Annotated in this window: 22 protein-coding genes; 7 read left to right on the plus strand and 15 right to left on the minus strand. The window is 51.6% G+C overall.

Annotated features, from left to right (window positions below; translation table 11 throughout):
• Positions 1-78: 78 nt before the first annotated feature.
• The 9 genes from N1249_RS19970 to zapE form a co-directional block, all read right to left on the minus strand.
• Positions 79-630 (minus strand): hypothetical protein, encoded by a 552-nt coding sequence (locus N1249_RS19970; protein ID WP_259832498.1) that lies wholly within the window; start codon positions 628-630, stop codon positions 79-81.
• Positions 627-3050, minus strand: a complete 2424-nt coding sequence (locus tag N1249_RS19975) for a fimbrial biogenesis outer membrane usher protein (protein ID WP_259832501.1) — start codon at positions 3048-3050, stop codon at positions 627-629. Before N1249_RS19975 ends, N1249_RS19970 begins: the two co-directional genes overlap by 4 nt.
• A gap of 12 nt (positions 3051-3062) precedes the next feature.
• Entirely contained in the window at positions 3063-3764 is a 702-nt protein-coding gene (locus N1249_RS19980) for a fimbria/pilus chaperone family protein (RefSeq protein ID WP_259832503.1), read from the minus strand.
• Between the two features lie 397 nt (positions 3765-4161).
• Positions 4162-4836: a DUF1120 domain-containing protein gene (locus N1249_RS19985; RefSeq protein WP_259832505.1), complete on the minus strand. Its 675-nt coding sequence runs from the start codon at positions 4834-4836 to the stop codon at positions 4162-4164.
• A gap of 341 nt (positions 4837-5177) precedes the next feature.
• The gene (gene sspB / locus N1249_RS19990) at positions 5178-5675 is read right to left on the minus strand and encodes a ClpXP protease specificity-enhancing factor (protein ID WP_259832506.1); all 498 of its coding nucleotides are present in this window, start codon (positions 5673-5675) and stop codon (positions 5178-5180) included.
• Positions 5676-5680: 5 nt separating this feature from the next.
• Positions 5681-6319, minus strand: coding sequence for a stringent starvation protein SspA (sspA, locus tag N1249_RS19995; protein WP_014071978.1), 639 nt, complete (start codon positions 6317-6319; stop codon positions 5681-5683).
• Between the two features lie 308 nt (positions 6320-6627).
• A complete protein-coding gene (gene rpsI, locus N1249_RS20000) occupies positions 6628-7020 on the minus strand; it encodes a 30S ribosomal protein S9 (RefSeq protein ID WP_003860436.1) in 393 nt (130 codons plus the stop codon).
• Between the two features lie 15 nt (positions 7021-7035).
• Positions 7036-7464 (minus strand): 50S ribosomal protein L13, encoded by a 429-nt coding sequence (gene rplM / locus N1249_RS20005; RefSeq protein ID WP_131635278.1) that lies wholly within the window; start codon positions 7462-7464, stop codon positions 7036-7038.
• Between the two features lie 292 nt (positions 7465-7756).
• Positions 7757-8881 carry a cell division protein ZapE gene (gene zapE / locus N1249_RS20010; protein WP_259832513.1) on the minus strand — a complete coding sequence of 375 codons (1125 nt, stop codon included), beginning with the start codon at positions 8879-8881 and terminating at the stop codon, positions 7757-7759.
• 189 nt (positions 8882-9070) lie between these two features.
• Here zapE and zapG point away from each other — a divergent pair, with 189 nt between their 5' ends.
• From zapG to degS, 3 genes are all read left to right on the plus strand, one after another.
• The gene (zapG, locus tag N1249_RS20015; protein ID WP_259832515.1) at positions 9071-9469 is read left to right on the plus strand and encodes a Z-ring associated protein ZapG; all 399 of its coding nucleotides are present in this window, start codon (positions 9071-9073) and stop codon (positions 9467-9469) included.
• Between the two features lie 171 nt (positions 9470-9640).
• On the plus strand, positions 9641-11008 hold the full coding sequence (gene degQ / locus N1249_RS20020; RefSeq protein WP_259832517.1) for a serine endoprotease DegQ: 1368 nt from the start codon (positions 9641-9643) through the stop codon (positions 11006-11008).
• Positions 11009-11100: 92 nt separating this feature from the next.
• On the plus strand, positions 11101-12168 hold the full coding sequence (gene degS, locus N1249_RS20025) for an outer membrane-stress sensor serine endopeptidase DegS (protein ID WP_259832519.1): 1068 nt from the start codon (positions 11101-11103) through the stop codon (positions 12166-12168).
• A gap of 85 nt (positions 12169-12253) precedes the next feature.
• Here degS and mdh read toward each other — a convergent pair whose 3' ends face one another.
• On the minus strand, positions 12254-13192 hold the full coding sequence (mdh, locus tag N1249_RS20030) for a malate dehydrogenase (RefSeq protein WP_259832527.1): 939 nt from the start codon (positions 13190-13192) through the stop codon (positions 12254-12256).
• A gap of 397 nt (positions 13193-13589) precedes the next feature.
• On the opposite strand from mdh, the gene argR reads away from it, so the two are divergent.
• From argR to yhcN (N1249_RS20045), 3 genes are all read left to right on the plus strand, one after another.
• A complete protein-coding gene (gene argR / locus N1249_RS20035) occupies positions 13590-14060 on the plus strand; it encodes a transcriptional regulator ArgR (RefSeq protein WP_003860428.1) in 471 nt (156 codons plus the stop codon).
• Between the two features lie 377 nt (positions 14061-14437).
• Entirely contained in the window at positions 14438-14701 is a 264-nt protein-coding gene (gene yhcN, locus N1249_RS20040) for a peroxide/acid stress response protein YhcN (RefSeq protein ID WP_166718057.1), read from the plus strand.
• A gap of 106 nt (positions 14702-14807) precedes the next feature.
• Positions 14808-15074 (plus strand): peroxide/acid stress response protein YhcN, encoded by a 267-nt coding sequence (gene yhcN, locus N1249_RS20045; RefSeq protein WP_014071986.1) that lies wholly within the window; start codon positions 14808-14810, stop codon positions 15072-15074.
• Positions 15075-15140: 66 nt separating this feature from the next.
• On the opposite strand, the gene N1249_RS20050 is transcribed toward yhcN (N1249_RS20045), so the two are convergent.
• The 5 genes from N1249_RS20050 to aaeX all read right to left on the minus strand — a co-directional run bounded on the left by N1249_RS20050 (position 15141) and on the right by aaeX (position 20118).
• Complete coding sequence (locus tag N1249_RS20050; protein ID WP_166718058.1) at positions 15141-15413, minus strand: barstar family protein; 273 nt, start codon at positions 15411-15413, stop codon at positions 15141-15143.
• A 45-nt stretch (positions 15414-15458) separates the two neighbouring features.
• A complete protein-coding gene (locus N1249_RS20055) occupies positions 15459-16913 on the minus strand; it encodes an NAD-dependent succinate-semialdehyde dehydrogenase (RefSeq protein ID WP_259832530.1) in 1455 nt (484 codons plus the stop codon).
• Between the two features lie 88 nt (positions 16914-17001).
• Positions 17002-18969, minus strand: coding sequence for a p-hydroxybenzoic acid efflux pump subunit AaeB (gene aaeB / locus N1249_RS20060; protein WP_259832533.1), 1968 nt, complete (start codon positions 18967-18969; stop codon positions 17002-17004).
• 5 nt (positions 18970-18974) lie between these two features.
• Entirely contained in the window at positions 18975-19907 is a 933-nt protein-coding gene (gene aaeA / locus N1249_RS20065) for a p-hydroxybenzoic acid efflux pump subunit AaeA (RefSeq protein ID WP_259832536.1), read from the minus strand.
• Between the two features lie 7 nt (positions 19908-19914).
• Entirely contained in the window at positions 19915-20118 is a 204-nt protein-coding gene (gene aaeX / locus N1249_RS20070; RefSeq protein ID WP_003860416.1) for a p-hydroxybenzoic acid efflux pump operon protein AaeX, read from the minus strand.
• A 179-nt stretch (positions 20119-20297) separates the two neighbouring features.
• Between aaeX and aaeR the strand changes: the two genes are divergently transcribed.
• Positions 20298-21224: an HTH-type transcriptional activator AaeR gene (gene aaeR, locus N1249_RS20075; RefSeq protein WP_014071991.1), complete on the plus strand. Its 927-nt coding sequence runs from the start codon at positions 20298-20300 to the stop codon at positions 21222-21224.
• Positions 21225-21381 lie beyond the last annotated feature (157 nt).

Consider the following 21381-nt stretch of genomic DNA (forward strand, 5'->3'; position numbering starts at 1 on the left):
AGTGGGCTCTTCATCATAACACAGGAAATCAGAAGGGGTGAAACGGCGCCCGGAAGAGACAGAGCGCCGCAGTGGGATCTAACGGATGAGCAGTTGCCAGGTCAAATCACTTTCCAGCGTGGTTTGATCCGCAATATGGTTAAACGCGCTGTCATTCAGTACCGGGAAAATCGTTACGGTAAAATTCAGCTGCTGGCCGCGGGGGATCTGGCCATTTTCAACCGCAACAATAGCCTCGTTATTACGAATATAAAGCGAGGCCCCATTGTCATTTTCCGGTGTAAAGTTCACCTGATCGGCCGTTTTGCCTACGTTGTAGCTTTTACCGTCAAGCGTCAGGTTGCTCACTTTAATGGCCACACCACCGTTCTGACCAAACTGAAAACGCCCTTTCTGACCGGCAGCGCCCTGCAACAGCGTTGCCATCTGTTGTTTTTCAGGACAATAGACACTGACGTTGATATCTTTTTCCGGCATTTTATTCCAGCTCTGCTGGGCAGAGACGATGTTGTCGCGCCGCATCTGATGGTAATCGAGCACCTGCTGAGAGAGCGTAATTTGGCAATCTTCAGCATAAGAAAGGCACGGCAAAGCAAGCAGCAGAAGCGCTGCCAGACGTTGAATGTTCATCGACATACTCCGTTGACTTCCTCATAAAAAACATCTTCGTCATGCTTTTCTGGAAGTACAAAATCAAGCTTACACTGACGTTGATTATCATCATTGATGGCATAAAGGGCGGCGACCTGATCGGCGTCGTTAAGGAAGACATGCCCATCATCGACCACCGTCACCACGTAGTTATCTTTCTCATCCACCACAGAAAGGCCTTTCGTGAGCGGCTTACCGTCGGCCTGCTTGATACGCAGCATCACGCGACGGCTGTTTAGTACCTTAAAGCTCACTTCACTGACCGAACCATGTGCAGCCGCTATATATTTGGTACCGTTTGCCAGCGTCATGCTTTGCGGCAGTTTGTTCGCATCCACCTCGATGCGCGAGTTACGCCACTCCGTCAGGCCCGGTATCACCGCCTGCCCCCAGCGGTCAGTCCAGACGGTACCCTGCGGCGTGGTAATTTCTACCCCCGCCTTCGGTTCGCTGAGCCTGGCAATGGCAAAAGTGTCCTTGATGGAATATGGCGAGAAGGTCACACCCTCTTTATGCATCGCAATGCCGCCCGACAGGGTTGCATTGTAGTTACGCTGATTATCCCCGCTGGTACCACCGCCTACGCTAAGCTGGGTGTAATGCAGATTGGTGTTGATGTTGCCGTTAAAGCTGTTTTCCTGCGATTGATCATCACGATCGGCGGAAATGTAGTAGTTAGTGTTCTCGCCCAGTGAGCCGCTATTCGCCAGGCCGTAACTGGTGCTGTCACCCTGCTTGCGCATATAGGAACTCAGGCTCTGCGAACCGCCTAACGGAATGCTGAGGTTTATATAGAGAAGATCGTCGTTCTGGTCGTCATCTGTACTGCCCACTGCACTTTGCCAGTTGACGTTGACCGAGGCATATTTAAAGGTTTTACCCCATGAAAGCAGTAAATAACGAGAATCTTCACCTTCTCCCGCAGCCTGGTTGTAGCTCAGACCCGCGCTGAATGCTCCTGCCAGCGGAGTTGACCAGCGGATATTGGCAGAATAACTGTTGTCATAGCCCTGATAATCATCATCCATGGCATCCGCCAGCTCGCGATAGTCACCGCTATAATGTGCAGCGCTGGCAGACAATCCAACGTTATCGGTGAACGAATAATCACTTTGTAATTCGTTTTTGATACCGTTGTCGCTGTCACCAAACGTCGCCTTACTGGCGGCCATGCTGGCAGAGACGTTCCAGCCGTCGGTAACCATAAACTCTGCGCGCGCCCCCGCAGCCTGGTAATTTTCAGCCATCACACCTGAGGCAAGCAGGTTCATCCCGGGCAAAATTCGCCAGCCATCGGATACGTTTACAACCAGCGGATTGCTATAGTCGCTTTCGATGCTGCGCACCTGGCCTGCCGAGACGGTCAACCCGTTTGGCCTTGAGAGATTGCGCGATTTCACGGATGCTGCGGGCACAATGAAGTGGCTTGTCGAGCCGTCTGACTCAACCACGGTCACGTCCAGATCGACGTTGTTACGCACCATAGGGACATCATTCAGGGTAAACGGCCCCGCAGGTACCAGGGTGTTAAAGATAAGTCTTCCGCTCTGACGCACCTCAACACGCGCCTGTGAGGTGCGGGCGATACCGGATACGCTCACGCCTGAGCTATCTTTTTGTAAACCGCTGGTCGGCATCAGTTGTACGCCGGTAATCGGCACGCCGCTTAATACGTCTGACATGGCGTTGATCTCACCTACCTGCATCGTCAGGCGCTGGGGAACAAACACATGTTCTGCGTAGGTATAAATACTCTCTGCGTTTCGGCTGCCGTCATCGTCAGTCAGGATGTAACGGCTGCGCAGGGACCAGTCCATTGCGTTGAACCCCGCCTCCAGACTTGCCTGAGAGTAACGGTTGCTGCTGTCGTTTCCGCTGTAGTCGCTTTTGGTGCTGAATAACGAATAGTTCAGCATCCCCGCAGTGCCGCCATGCTGGAAGTTTTTAACGTCAGCGCTAAGGCTGTTAAGGGCTTCCTGCGGTATATAAAGTTCTACCGCTTCCTGATTTGGCAACGCGTTGATGACGGCCTGAGCATAATCGCTACGAATATCATGGCAGGTTTCATTTGCCTTTATGGGAACCGGCATCAACCCGGCGAATTCCAGGAAGTCGTTATCAACGCACATCGTGCCGTCTTCACTAAAGCGTACGGCGGCCGCTCCGCGTTCTTTTCCATTCACTTTGACTGAAACGGAATGGGTGCCCGGCAAGAAACGCGGCGCCTCAGCGAAGTAATGGTTCAGATCGGCACCCAGGCCACGGGATTTGAGAATATCGGTATCAAACGTCACTTCCCTCGCATGGAGGGAAGTGACGTCAAGCAGCATCAGAGGTATTGCGCTATAGATCACAGCGCGCACAAAAAGTGCAAGTTGGCTTTTTTTACGCACCGCCATAGTCCTTTATGTTTATTTTAGATCCGAGATAAAGCTTGGTACTTCAACACCATAGCGACTGGCGGGGAAGAATTTTACTTTGTTGTTGCCACTAACGGATTTGCCCATTGAAACCGTCATGGTTTCGCCAGGTAATATGTAGGTTTTGGTAAGTGAACCGCTCATGCCTGAAGGTTGTAGCACCACGTTCTGCGCCAGACGCACGACATACTTGCTCGGGTTTTTCACCGTCACGGAAGTGCCCGAAGCAGTCCAGTCGAGGTATTTCCAGGCATCCGTTACTACTGCCAGTTTGGCAGGGCGGATCAGCACAGGAAGATCCTGGCGGATGTTGATGCCAATTTTGATTTTTTTATCGTCGCTCTTCGGCGGGATACCTTCGAAGGTCACGCGTTTGTAGTGTTCTACGTCCAACGGGGAGCTGTTTTGCAGGATGAAACGCAGCTGCTGAGTCTGCCCTGGCTCAAGCCTCACAACGGGCTGAGTCGCCACCAGTTTCAGGCCTTTATCATCTGGCAGATCCACTACGTCGGTATACAGCAGCGACGGATGGCTATCTGTATTTTTGACATTGATGGTGCCGCTGTGGGTTGCTTCATCAATAACCAGCAGACTGGTTTCTGGCACCATGCCTGCAGCATGAACCGCAAACTGAGCAGAAAATAAGGCAGCTGCGGTGAGCATTTTAACTATAATATTGTTAAAGCATTTCATATATATTCCTTGGAAGCACTACCTAACACTCCGTGTTTATGGCGCTTATCTATAAGAGCAAATATCGCTTACTCGTTGATTTAAATTTAACTCACTTTAAATTTGACGTGATATTACAGATGCCTGCGGCAGACTGTAAACATGCCCCATCAATAATAAATATGAAGCACGGCGTGATAATATACATATCGCAAATAGATACAATTTAGGTTTGTTAACTATTGCGTTAAGACTCCCTCAACTCATCGGCTTTATTTATAAACAGAAGAATATAAATATAATTAGCAGTCATTTATATCCAGGATATTTATTGATTTTTATTGCATAAATAAAAACAGAGCCAATACACCGTATTAGCCCTGTAGGTGAATATCAATACAGCGTTAACTGAAATCGATTACAAGTAACGCAGGCTAATGGTCAGCTGACCGTCCAGCTTAGTATCGTCTGTGATGGCCAGAGTGGCGGTATCCTGAATTGCCACTGAGGTGGTCAACGGGAAAACAGCTTTCTGGAATGCCAGTGGATCAGTCGTGCCTGTTGCAGCCACCGTGAAGTCGCGGATATTATCGCCCTGAGTTGAACCGTTCGTACTCTTAGCCCAGTTACCGACGCCGTACTGGACATAAATTGGATCAACGGATTTGCCGTCAGCCATCACGCTGTCTACGTTGACAAACATAGAATAGTTACCAATCTTCACATTGCCAGCAGTCAGCCCCAGACCATAAGTTTGAGACGCTTCTGATAACGAAGCTCCGTTCGCCATTGCATTCGCCACAATGATACCGGCCCGCGAATCGGCACGATCGTCAACCATGTTCCATGACACTTTAGTCGCGGCAGTACAGTTAATTGTCAGGTCGATGTTTTTATGCCCGAGCTGGTTTACTGCGCTCGCAGATAAACCACCCAGTCTGATCTGCCCGTAATCAACAACACCCCCATTGCTTAATTCTGGAGTACAGGCTGAATTAGTCAGCGTCCCTGTAACTTTTAGTACGGCCGTTTCAGCTGCAAATGCAGAAGAAACACAAAGAGAGAGAACTGTTGCCAGCAAAACTTTTTTCATTTGTTAATCCTTAACGCATGAGTGTGTTAGTACAAAAAATAAGTCATTCTCAGGTTTTAATTGATTGATTTAAGAATAATCCTTAATGCATAGGAATATAATATCAATTTAATTGATAGTTTCAATTTAGTTTAATTACATTGCAGATTAAGTGATTTTCAAAAAAAATAGACTGCTATAATTACATCAGGAGAGAGTAAAATTACTTAGACAAATACTTGATAATATGAATTTGCAGACTCGCTGAATAACAATTGCATTTCATTAATATATTTATTTAATATCATGCATAAAAAAACCCAGCCTGAGTTCAGACTGGGTTTTGGCTCTTTATTTTTACGCTATTTCACAACGCGCAGCGCCGGACGGCCACCGCGCGGTGGCGGATCGTCATCAGGATCGTGGTCGTTGTGATGGTCTGGTTTGTCGCCATCAATGATAGACATCACCGTGTCGCTTTCGCGATCGTCTGTTACGTCGTCATCATTCAGGCTGGCACCTTCTTCATCATAAGCCGCTTCCGGCTCGAACATGGTACCCGCACCGTTTTCACGCGCATAGATAGCCAGTACAGCAGCGAGCGGAACAGAAACCTGACGCGGTACACCGCCGAAGCGCGCGTTAAAACGCACTTCGTCGTTCGCCAGTTCCAGATTACCTACCGCACGCGGTGCGATGTTCAGCACTATCTGTCCGTCGCGTGCGTATTCCATTGGCACCAGCACACCAGGCAACGTCACATCCACAACCAGGTGCGGCGTGAGCTGGTTATCCAGCAGCCATTCATAGAAGGCACGCAGCAGATAAGGACGGCGTGGAGAAAGTTGTGACATTTCCACAGTCATTAGCCCCGGCCGAGACGCATTTCACGTTCCGGCTCTGTCAGAGAAGCCAGGAAAGAGTCGCGTTCAAATACGCGAGTCATGTAGCCTTTCAGCTCTTTCGCACCCGGGCCGCTAAACTCGACACCCAGCGTAGGCAGGCGCCACAGCAACGGAGCCAGATAGCAGTCTACCAGGCTGAACTCGTCGCTCAGGAAGAAAGGTTTCTGACCAAATACTGGCGCAATCGCCAGCAGCTCTTCACGCAGTTGTTTACGTGCAGCATCCGCTTCAGACGAGGAACCGTTAACGATAACGTTCATCAGCGTGTACCAGTCTTTCTCGATACGCTGCATGTACAGGCGGCTTTCACCACGCGCAACAGGGTATACCGGCATCAGTGGCGGATGCGGGAAACGCTCATCAAGATATTCCATAATGATGCGGGATTCCCACAGGGTCAGCTCACGATCAACCAGCGTCGGCACGCTTTGGCTCGGGTTGAGATCGATCAGATCCTGAGGCGGGTTATCCTTTTCCACATGCTCGATCTCAAAACTGACACCCTTCTCGGCCAGCACGATACGAACCTGATGGCTATAAATGTCAGTAGGACCAGAAAACAGCGTCATTACCGAACGTTTGTTGGCAGCGACAGCCATGAAAACCTCCAGGTATATTCAGAATTTTTACTGCTACCAGCCCACCGGGGCCAGCCAGATGAAATATCGCCCATCCCAGAGAAAACACATTGTTCAAGAATCGAACAAAAATCGAGTATTCACCGATATTTGGGCAGAAAATTGGATGATAGTTTACCAGATTTTACGACCATTGTGGTGAGGGGATTCTGGAAATGTGGAAAAAGAGGACATATATGCATTGAATTTGTGGATAACCTGAGCATTATCCATAAAAAAACCCGCCGAAGCGGGTTTTTCGCCAATCGTTCTGCGTGAGCAGAAAATGATTAACGTTTGGAGAACTGTGGACGACGACGTGCTTTACGCAGACCCACTTTCTTACGTTCAACCTGACGAGCGTCACGAGTAACGAAGCCAGCTTTACGCAGTTCAGAACGCAGGGATTCGTCGTACTCCATCAGAGCGCGGGTGATACCGTGACGGATCGCACCTGCCTGACCGGAGATACCACCACCTTTAACGGTGATGTACAGATCCAGTTTTTCTACCATATCAACCAGTTCCAGCGGCTGGCGAACTACCATGCGGGCAGTTTCACGACCGAAGTACTGTTCCAGAGAACGTTGGTTGATTACGATTTTACCGCTGCCCGGTTTGATGAACACGCGAGCTGCGGAACTTTTGCGGCGACCAGTGCCGTAGTATTGATTTTCAGCCATTGCCTATAATCCCGATTAGATGTCAAGAACTTGCGGTTGCTGTGCCGCGTGGTTGTGCTCGTTACCTGCGTAAACTTTCAGTTTACGGAACATAGCACGACCCAGCGGGCCTTTTGGCAGCATGCCTTTAACCGCGATTTCAATCACACGCTCAGGACGGCGAGCAATCATCTCTTCAAAGGTCGCTTCTTTGATACCACCGATGTGGCCGGTGTGATGGTAGTACATTTTGTCTTCGCGCTTGTTGCCGGTTACAGCAACTTTTTCTGCGTTCAGAACGATGATGTAGTCACCAGTATCAACGTGCGGAGTGTATTCCGCTTTATGCTTACCGCGCAGGCGACGAGCCAGTTCGGAAGCCAGACGGCCCAGAGTTTTACCGGTCGCGTCAACAACATACCAGTCGCGCTGTACGGTTTCTGGTTTAGCTGTAAAAGTTTTCATTAAAAGCTTACCCAAATAATAAGTTACACGTTGGTGAACACCCAAACGTTTAGTCAGTTGAGGCTCACACGACAAAGTCCGGCAAACCTACCCCTTCGAATAGCTAATGCCGACACATAGAAAGTTTCGGGAAAAAAACCTTCTCGTAACGTGGGGTCGCAAGATTATAGAGAAGTTGAGGTCAAAGATCGACCCTTAAATGTGATTCGGAGCGGGTTTTTCGGGGGGGGGAGTTTTGTGCGGCCTGATGCCCTCCCCCCCCGGCCCCTCTCCCACAGGGAGAGGGTGGCATTTATGGCATATGCTCACGCTTGAGGTACTCTTCGCTTTGCATCTCCTGCAAACGCGACAGGCAGCGCTGAAACTCAAACTTCAGCCGTTCGCCCTGGTACACCTCATATAAAGGCACTTCTGCGCTCACCACCAGCTTCACGTGGCGCTCATAGAATTCATCCACCAGCGCGATAAAACGGCGCGCTTCGCTCTCCATCAGCGGCGTCATAACGGGCACGTCCAGCAGCATCACCGTGTGGAACAGGCGTGAAAGCGCAATGTAGTCATGTTGACTGCGGGCATCCACGCAAAGCGTGGTGAAAGAAACCGCCAGCGTTTGATTCTCAACGCCCTGCGTTTGCAGTGGCCGGTGGTTAACGTCCAACACCGGCATGTTAGTTCGCGTCGCACCCGCAAGCGCCAGCCACAGTTTATCCATCTGGCCTTGTGTGTCGGCGTTTAATGGCGACAGCCACAAATGCGCCTGGGTCAGCGTACGCAGACGATAATCCACACCCGCATCAACGTTCATGATGTCGCAATGCTGCTTGATAGCATCAATGGCTGGTAGAAAACGCGCCCGCTGCAAACCGTTTCGGTAAAGCTCGTCGGGGGGAATGTTAGATGTGGCCACCAGCGTAATCCCGCGCGCGAACAGCGCCTTCATCAGGCCACCCAGCAGCATGGCATCAGTGATATCAGAAACAAAAAACTCATCGAAACACAGCACGTCCGTTTCAGCTTTGAACCGCTCGGCAACAATATCCAGCGGATCGCTCTGCCCCTGTAGCGCCGTCAGCTCTTCATGAACACGCAGCATAAAACGGTGGAAGTGCAGGCGCTGTTTACGCGTTCCCGGCAGGCTTTGGTAGAACATATCCATCAGCCAGGTTTTACCGCGCCCCACGCCTCCCCACATATATAAGCCACGCACCGGTGCATTCACCTGCGGCTCTTTTTTACCGAGCAACCGCCCAATTGCCGCTTTTAACCCACCGCTTTGCACGATGTCTGCGGGTTTTGCCGTGAGTTCCTGGTAAATCGTATCCAGTCGGTTTACCGCTTCACGCTGAACGTCATCTGGCTGATGTGAGCCCTCGTTCAGGGCCTGTTGGTATCGCGATGAGGGGGAAAGGCTTTGCATGATATTGTTGTTATTCCTTCAGTTAATGCTCATCAGCGTGCATGACTGATGAAAAAAAGGCCGTTCTACACTACGCGATGATACGTCAGGATTCCACTTCTGCGGAAATAGCGGTTATAGTGGCATTATCAGGCACAGGCAGGAGCCGAGCCAACACCCTACGGAATCACAAGACAACGGGAGAAGTTCATGACCTGGGAATATGCGCTAATTGGTTTAGTCGTCGGCATCGTGATCGGTGCTGTGGCCATGCGTTTCGGTAATCGCAAATTGCGTCAGCAGCAGTCCTTACAGTACGAACTGGAAAAGAATAAAGCTGAACTGGAAGAGTATCGCGAAGAGCTGGTCAGCCACTTTGCCCGTAGCGCCGAGCTGCTGGACAACATGGCGACCGACTATCGCCAGCTGTATCAACACATGGCAAAAAGCTCCAGCAGCCTGCTGCCGGAACTGAGCGCGGAATCCAACCCATTCCGTAATCGTCTGGCTGACTCCGAAGCCGGTAACGATCAAGCCCCGGTGCAGATGCCACGCGACTATTCAGACGGCGCATCCGGCCTGCTGCGCGGTAGCGCAAAACGCGATTAATCGCACAAGCTGAATATATTTTACGGGCGCACATGCTGCGCCCGTCCTTTCTTTCTGACCCCAGCTATTATTTAGTCAAACACCTCATTGTTCAGCGGTTTAAAATTCAATAACATCAACATGTTTTTGGGGCCGTTCTTCCTTTATTTCAGGTTACGAGAGTCAGCATCGATGAAGAAAAAAAACCAGCTTTTAAGCGCTATCGCGTTAAGTGTCGGGTTATCTCTCTCGGCGTCCTTCCCTGCAACCGCAAGCCTGCCCGCGCAGGTTCCGGGACAGGCGGCCATTCCTAGCCTCGCACCGATGCTGGAAAAAGTGTTGCCTGCTGTAGTAAGCGTAAAGGTGGAAGGCACTGCGCTGCAAAACCAGCGCGTACCTGAAGAACTGAAAAAGTATTTTGGTGACGAATCCCCCGACCAGCAGGCTCAGCCTTTTGAGGGTCTGGGCTCCGGGGTGATCATTGATGCCGCCAAAGGCTACATCCTGACCAATAATCACGTTATCAGCCAGGCCGATAAAATCAGCGTACAGCTGAACGATGGCCGGGAGTTTGATGCCAAACTGATTGGCGGTGATGACCAGAGTGATATCGCACTGTTGCAGGTGCAAAACCCCAGTAATCTGACGCAAATCGCCATTGCAGACTCGGACAAACTTCGCGTCGGTGATTTCGCCGTGGCGGTCGGTAACCCGTTTGGTTTAGGGCAAACCGCCACCTCCGGCATTGTTTCCGCGCTGGGGCGCAGCGGGCTGAATCTTGAAGGGCTGGAAAACTTCATCCAGACCGATGCCTCAATTAACCGCGGCAACTCCGGCGGCGCGCTGCTTAACCTGAACGGCGAACTGATTGGCATTAATACCGCTATCCTGGCGCCTGGCGGCGGCAGTATCGGTATCGGTTTTGCTATCCCGAGTAATATGGCCAAAACCCTGGCGCAGCAGCTGATGCAGTTTGGTGAAGTGAAACGCGGGCTGTTGGGCATTAAAGGGATGGAGATGAGCGCGGATATTGCTAAGGCGTTCAATATCAACGTGCAGCGTGGCGCATTTGTCAGCGAAGTGCTGCCAAACTCCGGCTCGGCAAAAGCGGGCGTGAAATCCGGGGACGTGATCGTGAGCCTGAACGACAAGCCGCTGAGCAGCTTTGCTGAGCTGCGCTCGCGTATCGCCACCACGGAGCCGGGCGCCAAAGTGAAGCTGGGCCTGATCCGCGACGGTAAACCGCTGGATGTGGAAGTCACGCTGGATAAAAGCACGTCCTCCTCGGCCAGCGCAGAGCTTATCGCCCCTGCGCTGCAAGGCGCCACCCTGAGTGACGGTCAGCTTAAAGACGGCACGAAAGGCATTACTATCGATAGCGTCGAAAAAAGCAGCCCTGCCGCTCAGGCGGGTTTACATCAGGATGATGTGATCATCGGCGTGAACCGCAACCGCGTGCAGTCCATCGCGGAAATGCGCAAAGTGCTGGAAAGCAAACCAACGGTCATTGCTCTGCAAATTATGCGTGGCAATGAGTCTATCTATATTTTACTGCGCTAAGCATTTGCGACTCCGGACATCGCCGCTGCGTGTGATGTCCGGAGAACTCATGTTATGCTGCAAACCGTTCCTTTTTTAACGATACGCGCATCATGCTTTTAAAGCTCTTTCGTTCTATTGCCATCGGTTTGATCGTTGCCGGCCTGCTGTTAGTGGCTATGCCGTCTTTACGTCAGTTCAATAAGCTGACGGTACCGCAATTTGACAGCACGGATGAAACGCCTGCCACTTACAACCAGGCCGTTCGCCGTGCCGCCCCCGCCGTGGTTAACGTCTATAACCGCGGTCTTAACAGTTCGAGTCATAACCAGCTGGAAATCCGCACCCTCGGTTCCGGTGTGATTATGGATGAACGCGGCTATATCATTACCAACAAGCACGTTATCAACGATGCCGACCAGATAATCGTCGCATTGCAGGATGGCCGCGTGTTTGAAGCGCTGCTGGTTGGCTCTGACAGCCTGACCGACCTTGCCGTGCTAAAAATTAACGCCACTGGCGGCCTGCCAGTCATCCCGATTAACCGCAAACGTACGCCGCATATCGGGGATGTTGTTCTGGCGATTGGTAACCCCTACAACCTGGGGCAAACCATTACTCAGGGGATTATCAGCGCCACCGGTCGAATCGGCCTGAACCCATCAGGCAGACAAAACTTCCTGCAAACGGATGCCTCTATCAACCACGGTAACTCCGGCGGCGCGCTGGTGAACTCGCTGGGTGAACTGATGGGGATCAACACCTTATCTTTCGATAAAAGTAATGATGGTGAAACCCCTGAGGGGATCGGTTTTGCAATCCCGTTCCAGCTGGCCACCAAAATTATGGACAAGCTGATCCGCGATGGTCGCGTGATCCGTGGCTACATCGGTATTGGCGGGCGTGAAATTGCCCCAATGCATACCCAGGGTGGCGGCATTGATCAGATCCAGGGGATCGTGGTCAACGAAGTGTCACCTGGCGGCCCGGCAGCCAATGCAGGTATTCAGGTCAACGATGTGATTGTGTCAGTGAATGGCACACCGGCGGTCTCGGCGCTGGAGACTATGGATCAGGTTGCGGAAATCCGCCCAGGTTCGATCATTCCGGTAGAAGTGATGCGTAATGATAAGAAGCTGACTATCCAGGTGACTATCCAGGAATACCCGGCCACAAACTGATGTACATAAAAAAACCGAAGCCTGTGCTTCGGTTTTTTTGCCGGGTGGCGCTTACGCTTACCCGGCCTAAGAGGGGGAGGACGTTTTACTTGTTAACGAACTCTTCGCCCAGGGTGATATCTTTCTTCAACGTATCCAGCATCCCTTCCATCGCGCTCTGTTCAAACGCGCTCAGTTTGCCAATAGACTGGCGTTCTTCGATACCGTTTTTACCCAGCAGCAGTGGCTGAGAGAAGAAGCGTGCGTGTTCGCCATCGCCTTCAACGTAAGCGCATTCCACCACGTTTTTCTCGCCCTGCAGAGCGCGAACCAGAGACAGACCGAAACGTGCTGCCGCCTGGCCCATAGACAGCGTTGCAGAACCGCCACCCGCCTTCGCTTCCACCACTTCGGTGCCTGCGTTCTGGATACGTTTGGTCAGGTCAGCCACTTCCTGCTCGGTGAAGCTCACACCAGGGATCTGAGACAGCAGAGGCAGAATAGTCACGCCTGAGTGACCACCGATAACCGGCACTTCGATGTCGGTTGGCTGTTTGCCTTTCAGTTCAGCAACAAAGGTGTTGGAACGGATGATATCCAGCGTAGTCACGCCGAACAGTTTGTTCTTGTCGTAAACACCGGCTTTCTTGAGCACTTCTGCTGCGATAGCCACAGTGGTGTTGACTGGGTTAGTGATGATACCTACGCACGCTTTTGGGCAGATTTCAGCGATCTGCTGTACCAGGTTTTTCACGATGCCGGCGTTGACGTTAAACAGGTCTGAACGATCCATGCCTGGCTTACGTGCCACCCCAGCGGAGATCAGCACAACGTCAGCACCTTGCAGTGCAGGACGCGCATCTTCACCGGAGAAGCCTTTGATTTTCACAGCTGTCGGGATGTGGCTCAGGTCAACCGCCACACCTGGGGTTACCGGAGCAATATCGTACAGGGAGAGTTCTGAGCCTGAAGGCAGTTGGGTTTTCAGTAGTAGGGCAAGCGCCTGGCCGATACCACCAGCAGCGCCGAGGACTGCGACTTTCATCCTAAACTCCTTATTATGGTTAACTTAAGTATCTGAAACTCCGTTGCGGCGACCATAATTCAGCAAGTAAATAATTTCAATTTTCGTAGCTAAAGAATTTGAGGTCACTCGCCTTTCGCCAACGCCAGAATGCTATCGGGCAGCAGGCGGCAACGAATTAAGAGGTGGTTACAATACACCCTGCCCCGCCACCAAAACAACATCAATTTGATAACATTTAATTTACTTTTAACCTTATTTGCGCGGCGTGACCCAGGCATGTTTTCTGATAACGAAATCTGATAAAATCACTCCCTTTCATAACATTATTTCAGCCTTACACCTGGCAGATAGTTTGCATAAAAATTCATCCACATGCATAATAATGTTGTTTCTACCGTCATATTCCGGGTGACTTATGCGAAGCTCGTCTAAGCAAGAAGAATTAGTGAAGGCGTTTAAAGCGCTACTCAAAGAAGAGAAATTCAGTTCTCAGGGAGAAATTGTTCAGGCGTTGCAAGAACAAGGCTTCGATAACATTAACCAGTCGAAAGTCTCCCGCATGTTAACCAAATTTGGCGCAGTACGTACGCGTAATGCCAAAATGGAAATGGTCTACTGCCTGCCTGCTGAGCTGGGCGTGCCAACAACCTCAAGTCCACTGAAAAACCTGGTGCTGGATATCGACTACAACGATGCCGTTGTGGTTATCCATACAAGCCCGGGCGCAGCGCAGCTGATTGCCCGCCTGCTGGACTCCTTAGGTAAAGCGGAAGGCATTCTCGGTACCATCGCCGGCGATGACACCATCTTTACCACTCCGGCAAATGGTTTCTCCGTCAAAGATCTCTACGAAGCCATTCTGGTACTGTTCGAACAAGAGCTGTAACCCTTCTCCCCGTGGCCGCTGGCTGCGGGGATCATCCTGCTCCCGCCTCGTTTTGCCCTGCTTTGTACCACCCTTCAATTTGACAAATAGTGCGTTTTACCGCGTGCAAACATTCATTTGGTGAATACCAAATCAACAAATCGCACAAAAAATCAAAGTCTCATATCCATATGATTTTTTTAGACATAACCAAACATCGTGACGAGAAAATGACCATTTTTATACATTTTGGTTATAACAGATACGTTGGTTAACACTTAATTACCACAGAAACAATTAGCATGGTATTAATTTTTGCCGTTATTAGTGTATACTTGATTTTGTGATGAGGGTCACGAAACAAGACCCCAATAAAAAATTCGACGAGGTAAAGAATCATGAAAATCAAAACTACTGTAGCGGCTCTGAGCGTTCTGTCTGTCCTGTCATTCGGTGCTTTCGCAGCCGACTCCATCAACGCAGATCAGGCGCAATCCCGTCAGGCAATCGGTACGGTTTCCGTAGGTGCTATCAGCACATCGCCTATGGATATGAATGCCATGCTGAACAAAAAAGCGGAAGAACAAGGCGCGTCATCTTATCGCATCATTGAAGCCCGCACTGGCGACCACTGGCACGCAACAGCTGAACTGTACAAATAAGAATTGCTGATATCTGAAGACACTATTTCCCTTAACGGCACCAGGCATAAAAAAAGCAGTTTAACCCTTCTCGCCGTTGAGCAAACACTATTCAGGAGTAATGACTATGAACACTAAATTAATCATCGCAACCCTTGGCCTGGCCTCTGTTCTCTCTTTTGGCGCGAGCGCCGCAGTTCACCAGGTGAATGCCGAGCAAGCAGAAAATCTGCAATCCATGGGTAGCGTATCTGTTGCAGCGGTAGCGGGTTCTCCGATGGATATCCGTCAGGAATTGGCCGCTAAAGCTGAAAAAGCAGGCGCCAGCAGCTATCGGATCACCGAACTGAACGAAGGTGACCACTGGCACGCAACGGCTGAACTGTACAAATAGACCCTCGTCGTATCTCATCATACGACTTGCCCCTGACTCCGGTCAGGGGCTTTTTTTATCTGTGATTCAATACCGGGCGTTAAAACGCAACTGCCCTTCAAGCTCTTCTTCAGCCTCATCGAACAACAACACCAGCGCGCCAAAACGCCTGCGCAGTTTTTCCGGCAGATGGATAAACTCGATTTCCAGCGGTAATGGCAACTGATTGCCGGTTACCACATCCCACAACGTGTCTAAATTGGTGACGCTTTCCCGCTCCAGGTCAAACACCCGAATAAATTCACGATAGAAGTCTTCCTGACTGTCGATCTCGTCAAAATCAAATGTGTAGGTTTTCATTGCCAGCCACCCGATCCAGGCGGGCGGCAGATGCCGCCCTGACGATTATAATCCCCCAATATGAAGGGTTTTGACTTCCAGAAACTCTTCCAGTCCCAATACTGAGCCTTCACGCCCTAACCCTGACTCTTTAACGCCGCCGAAAGGTCCCAGCTCGGTCGAGACTGCACATTCATTAATGCCGATCATGCCACTTTCAATAGCCTGAGAAACACGGAACACGCGCGACAGGTTCTGGGTGTAGAAATAGGCCGCCAGGCCGAAGGGAGTATTATTGGCGCGCTGAATGACTTCCTCTTCCGACGTAAAGCGGAAACACGCAGCGACCGGGCCAAATGTCTCTTCTGCTGCAAGCAGCATGTCTTCGTGGCAATCACCCAGAACGGTCGGTGTCCAGAAGTTACCGCCCAGAGGATGCGCCTTGCCGCCTGCCAGCACGGTTGCGCCTTTGGCAACGGCATCTTCAACATGCTCGCGCACTTTACTCACTGCCGCAGGCTCGATCATCGGCCCCACGACAACGCCCTCATCAAGCCCATTCCCGACTTTCAGCGCTTTTACGGCATCGGCAAGCTTGTTCACAAACTGGTCGTAGACGGTTTCCTGAATATAGAAGCGGTTTACACTGACGCAAACCTGCCCGGCATTACGGAATTTGTTGGCGATAGCGCCTTTAACGGCAGCATCAATATCGGCATCTTCAAAGACGATATAGGGCGCGTTTCCGCCGAGCTCCATAGAGACTTTTTTCATTGTCTCGGCCGCATTGCGTACCAGCGTTTTGCCAACCGCAGTCGAACCGGTGAAGGAAATTTTACGCACATCGTGGCTGGCCATGATCGCATCGCTGATTTCATGGGTATTTCCTGCCACGGCGTTTAACACACCATCCGGCACACCCGCCTGTTTTGCCAGCGTCAGGAGCGCAAAGGCGCTCAGGGGCGTGTTATTGGCCGGTTTGATCACGCCAGTGCATCCCGCAGCCAGTGCCGGGCCGAGCTTACGCGTCAGCATCGCCATCGGGAAGTTCCACGGTGTAATTGCCGCCACCACACCGACAGGTTCACGGGTAGCCAGAATGCGCGAGCCGGGTTTGATCGGTGGGATAATCTCACCGTTTGCCCGTTTAGCCTGTTCAGCAAACCACTGGATAAAACTTGCTGCATACTCGACTTCGCCCTCGGCCTCTTTGAGGGGCTTACCCTGCTCGGTAGTCATTAAGCGTCCGAGCCAGCTTTTGTTTTCAATAATCAGTTCATACCAGCGATACAGGATCGTCGAACGTTCCTTCGCTGTTTTCGCCCGCCAGGCGGGAAAAGCACGGGTCGCCGCCGCAATGGCGTCTTCGGTTTCTTTTTTTCCTGCTTTTGCGACTTTGGCGATCACCTCATCCGTTGCCGGGTTGAGTACATCAAAGGTGGTTGTCAGCGTTTTCCATTCGCCATTTACCAGATAACCGGTCTGAAAGAGTGCATTGTCCTGAAGTGCCTGGGTAGTCATGTGTCCTCCCTTTCTGAGTTTAAGAACTTGCAAGACTAAGTATAGCCACAAAAAAACCGACGCTTTTGGCGTCGGTTTTTTAAGGTAATCAGTTGTCTGTTAGCGCGTTCTGGTAGCGATGAAGCATGAACACCAGCCGCTCTACCGGCTCTGTGACCTGCGGCGGAGCTTCCCAGATGCGCAGTTTCTCCTGGTAAATATCCAGCTCTTCCAGCAGCTGCTTAAAGTAGCGGCGGCGTTTGTCATCACTGGAGGCTGAAATGACATGATCGGCGGTGCGGCGCAGCTGGCGGTGAAACGAAGAGAGATCGTCGTTGATCGGCACTGGCGCATTTCGCAAACGCTGATGTGCGATGATCATCGTTAATGCCAGGCGGAACTTGGCGATGTCGCCAGGGAATTTATTCAGCAGTAAAAACAGCTGCTGATACAGCGCGGGTAAGTGGTTCTCTTTACGCCGCGCGGCGTTGGTGGTCATGGACGATACCGCAGCCGAAACAAACTGATTTAACAACACGCGGCCAGTGCGCGCCTGTGAGTTATCGCGGACCAGCAGAATCACCATCATCGCCAGGAAGCACCCAACCAGTTGACCCAACGCGCTGTCGAGGAACTGGCTGAAATGGAACGTCATTGGGTTATCCAGCACAATGATATTAATGGTGCTCGCCAGAGCCCCCAGAGAACCAATACGGCGCTTCTGTACCTCAATACCAATAAAGAACGCCAGTACCGCCAGGCTAATACAGAGCAGCAGCATACTTTGCTGGGTCGAAGGGATGATCACCAGGAAATAGAAGGCGCCAATTGGCAAGGCGGCAATGGTCCCGTACAGGAAATCAATCGCCACCATCCGTGGGTTAGGCAGGCGCATTGCCAGCGAGGTGACAACGGCAATCATCACCATAGCACCGCTACCGGAAGTCCAGCCCGTCCAGAGCCAGAACAGCGTGCCAAGCATACAGGCAAGCGTTGTACGCCAGAAGTTAACCATCGCGTGATGCCGCTCGGCAGACTCTGGCTTGATAACCACTTCTCCTTGCAAAACGTCTTCTTCGGTTGCACTGATTTTGGTGTTGCTGATCACGCCACGTTTGAGTAACAGATAACGTGTGGCCGCACCAACCCAGGTATAGATTGTCTCCGGAGTATCGCGTTCACCCGTCCAGGCGATGACCCTGCGCATACGTTTAAGCTGTTTGTGAACGTCCTGCACCGTTTCAACCGGCTCATCAAACAGCTCACGGAAGGTATCGGTCACCACTTCCGGGCGCGTATTCTGGATAAGATAGGTTTCACACGCCTGGGTTATCAGGGTGAGTGATAGCGTATTGATGGCTTTCAGGCGGCGATTAGCACGCGCCCAGCGCGAGGACTCCATATTCAGGTTGCTGCGCATCCCTTCCAGAGCCGCCGTACGACGCACCAGCCCGCTCCAGGCTTTATCAACCACTTCGCTGTCGCCGTGCTTAATGCACAGCTGCATCAGCTGATACTGCGCAACCACCAGCGAATCCAGCTCAATATCGACTTCTTGTTTGATTGAGCGAGGCGAGAAAAGCAGGTCGGCAACAATGGCGCAGACAATACCAATGACGATTTCGCTACAACGCTCCACTGCAAATTGCGGCGCGAGCAGCGGATCGGTCTGAATGGTGATGATGATAATCAGCGCGGTATAACCCGAAAGCCCCCAGGCGTAGGAGTTTTCCACCTTAACAAGGGAAGAGATCCAGGTACAGAAACCGGCCCAGATACAGCACACCATCAGCATCAGCAGGGGCGTGCGGATCATCAGAATGATGATCGTTAGCGCCGCAATACAGCCGATGAACGTCCCGACGATACGCAACATCCCGCGATAGCGGATTGCGCCAGAGTAGGGTTCACCGCCCGCCGCAAATGCCGGACCTGCGGCCACAATCGCCGCCGTCAGCACCGCCCAACGGGGCGTTTCCAGCTGGAAGTGAAAGCCTACAAACAGCGCCAGCACAATGGCACAGGCCAGCTTCACGGCGAAGCGGATGTGCTGGCTGGCGATGGAGAAGATGCCCATAGCGATTAACCAAACTCACGCAGGCGATGTGCGATTTTACGGAAGATAGAGTCCTGGCTGGCATCCCGGTCTTTTTCGCCGGTAATCACCACCGTAGCGGTTGTCCCCGCAGGCCACAGGTTCCCCTGCTGCTCATCCAGATGAATACGCACCGGCACGCGCTGCGCCAGACGCACCCACTCAAGGTTGGAATCAACGGTTGCCATGCCTTTCGTATCGTTGGTACTGCTGGAGTTAGTCACACCCGCAGCTACGCTGTCCACCGTACCTTTCAGCACGCGGTTACTGCCAAGCGGAGTAATTTCTGCACGATACCCCGGACGTACACCCTCAAGCTTGGTTTCTTCCATATAGGCGAGCACGTAAAACGAGTTCTGCTTCACCAGCGCGACCGCGGTGGAACCCCGGGTAATAAACTCACCGGTATAAACGTTCAGGTTTGTCACCCAGCCGTCAGAGGGCGCACGGATCACGGTACGCTCCAGATCGAGCTTCGCCAGATCGCGCGTTGCTTCGGATTTGGCCAGCTGATGCAGCACGGTTTGCAGCACGTTATTGGACTGGTCAATCTCTTCACGAGACATGGCCTGAATACCTAACTGGTTGCGGCGTCCGGCTTCACGACGTTTTTCAGCCGCCAGCGCCTGGTAGTAGGCGACGTCGGCTTCAGCCTCTTCTAAGGCTTTTTGATAACGTGGCTGATCGATGGTGAACAGCACCTGATCCTTTTTCACCAGTTGGTTATCGTGTACGTTCACCGCAGTGATAAGACCGGCGACATCAGGCGCTATCGCCACCACATCGGCACTGAAACGCGCATCGCGCGTCCACGGTGATTCGGTGTAATAGACCCAGGCGCGAAAAATAGCGATGAACGCGAGGATAACCAGCGCCATGGTGATGGCGGTGCGGGAGATTTTTCTTGTTAGCGTTTTCACATCGACCTCAGACAAACATGCGCGATATTAGATAAAACAGGCAGCAATACAGCGCGGTATTAAACAATGCAGGATGCCAGACGAAATCGTAGATCCCGGTAGGAACCAGCACCTTGCGCACCAGCCAGAAGATCGCCAGTGATAAAAGAAGTTCGAAGAATATCGGTGGGAACGACAAACCGAACACCACGATAACGGGAAACAGACTCATGTTGACCTTGATTAGAGAGAGTGCAGGCTACAGAATTTTTAAGCACACGCCACCGCGGGAGAGCAAGAAAAGCTGGGCGAGAGTGGCGTAGCCGTTATGTAATTAATAATATATTAACGTAACTGTTATGCTGTTATCTATAATATGTGATCTAAATCACTTTTAAGCCAGAGTGAACAATGGAACGTTTAAAACGCATGTCGGTCTTTGCCAAAGTAGTCGAACTTGGCTCCTTTACTGCCGCTGCCAGACAGCTCCAGATGAGCGTCTCTTCCATCAGCCAGACGGTTTCGAAACTGGAAGATGAGCTACAGGTAAAACTGTTGAACCGGAGCACTCGCAGCATTGGGCTGACGGAAGCGGGCAAAATTTACTACCAGGGTTGCCGTCGCATGTTGCAGGAAGTGCAGGAAGTGCACGAACAGCTCTATGCCTTTAACAACACGCCTATCGGTACGCTGCGCATCGGTTGTTCTTCAACTATGGCACAAAATGTACTCGCTGGCATGACGGCTGAAATGCTCAAAGAGTACCCGGGATTAACGGTAAACCTGGTCACGGGGATCCCCGCTCCGGATCTGATCGCCGACGGGCTTGATGTGGTGATCCGCGTCGGTGCGTTGCAGGATTCCAGCCTCTTCTCCCGCCGTCTGGGGAGTATGCCCATGGTGGTCTGCGCCTCAAAAAGCTATCTGGCGCAGTATGGCGTCCCGGAAAAACCCGCCGACCTCAGCAACCATTCATGGCTGGAGTACAGCGTTCGCCCGGACAACGAATTTGAGTTGATTGCCCCGGAAGGCCTTTCAACCAAACTGCTGCCGGAAGGGCGGTTTGTCACCAACGATCCGATGACTATCTCGCGCTGGCTGGTTGCCGGTGCCGGGATCGCCTACGTGCCCCTGATGTGGGTGATCAACGAGATCAACAGCGGAGTACTGGAGATCCTGTTCCCGCGCTATCAATCCGACCCACGTCCGGTGTATGCCCTGTACACTGAAAAAGACAAACTGCCGCTGAAAGTGCAGGTATGTATTAACTATCTGACAGAGTATTTTGTGGAAGTGGCAGAGCTGTTTCAGGGAATGCGGGGAAGACGCAAAGAGTAATACATAAATCCCGGAAGAATATTTGGCATGAATATTTCCGGGAATTCCCCGCCCTCCTATCAAGAATAGTTAATTGACACCGCCACCACCCGACATTTACCGTGTAAGCAGTCTGATATTCAGACTGTTATTTTTTTGTTACCAATATGAATAATAA

The organism is Enterobacter sp. CP102, from assembly GCF_025152625.1.
Classification (GTDB): Bacteria; Pseudomonadota; Gammaproteobacteria; order Enterobacterales; family Enterobacteriaceae; genus Enterobacter; species Enterobacter soli.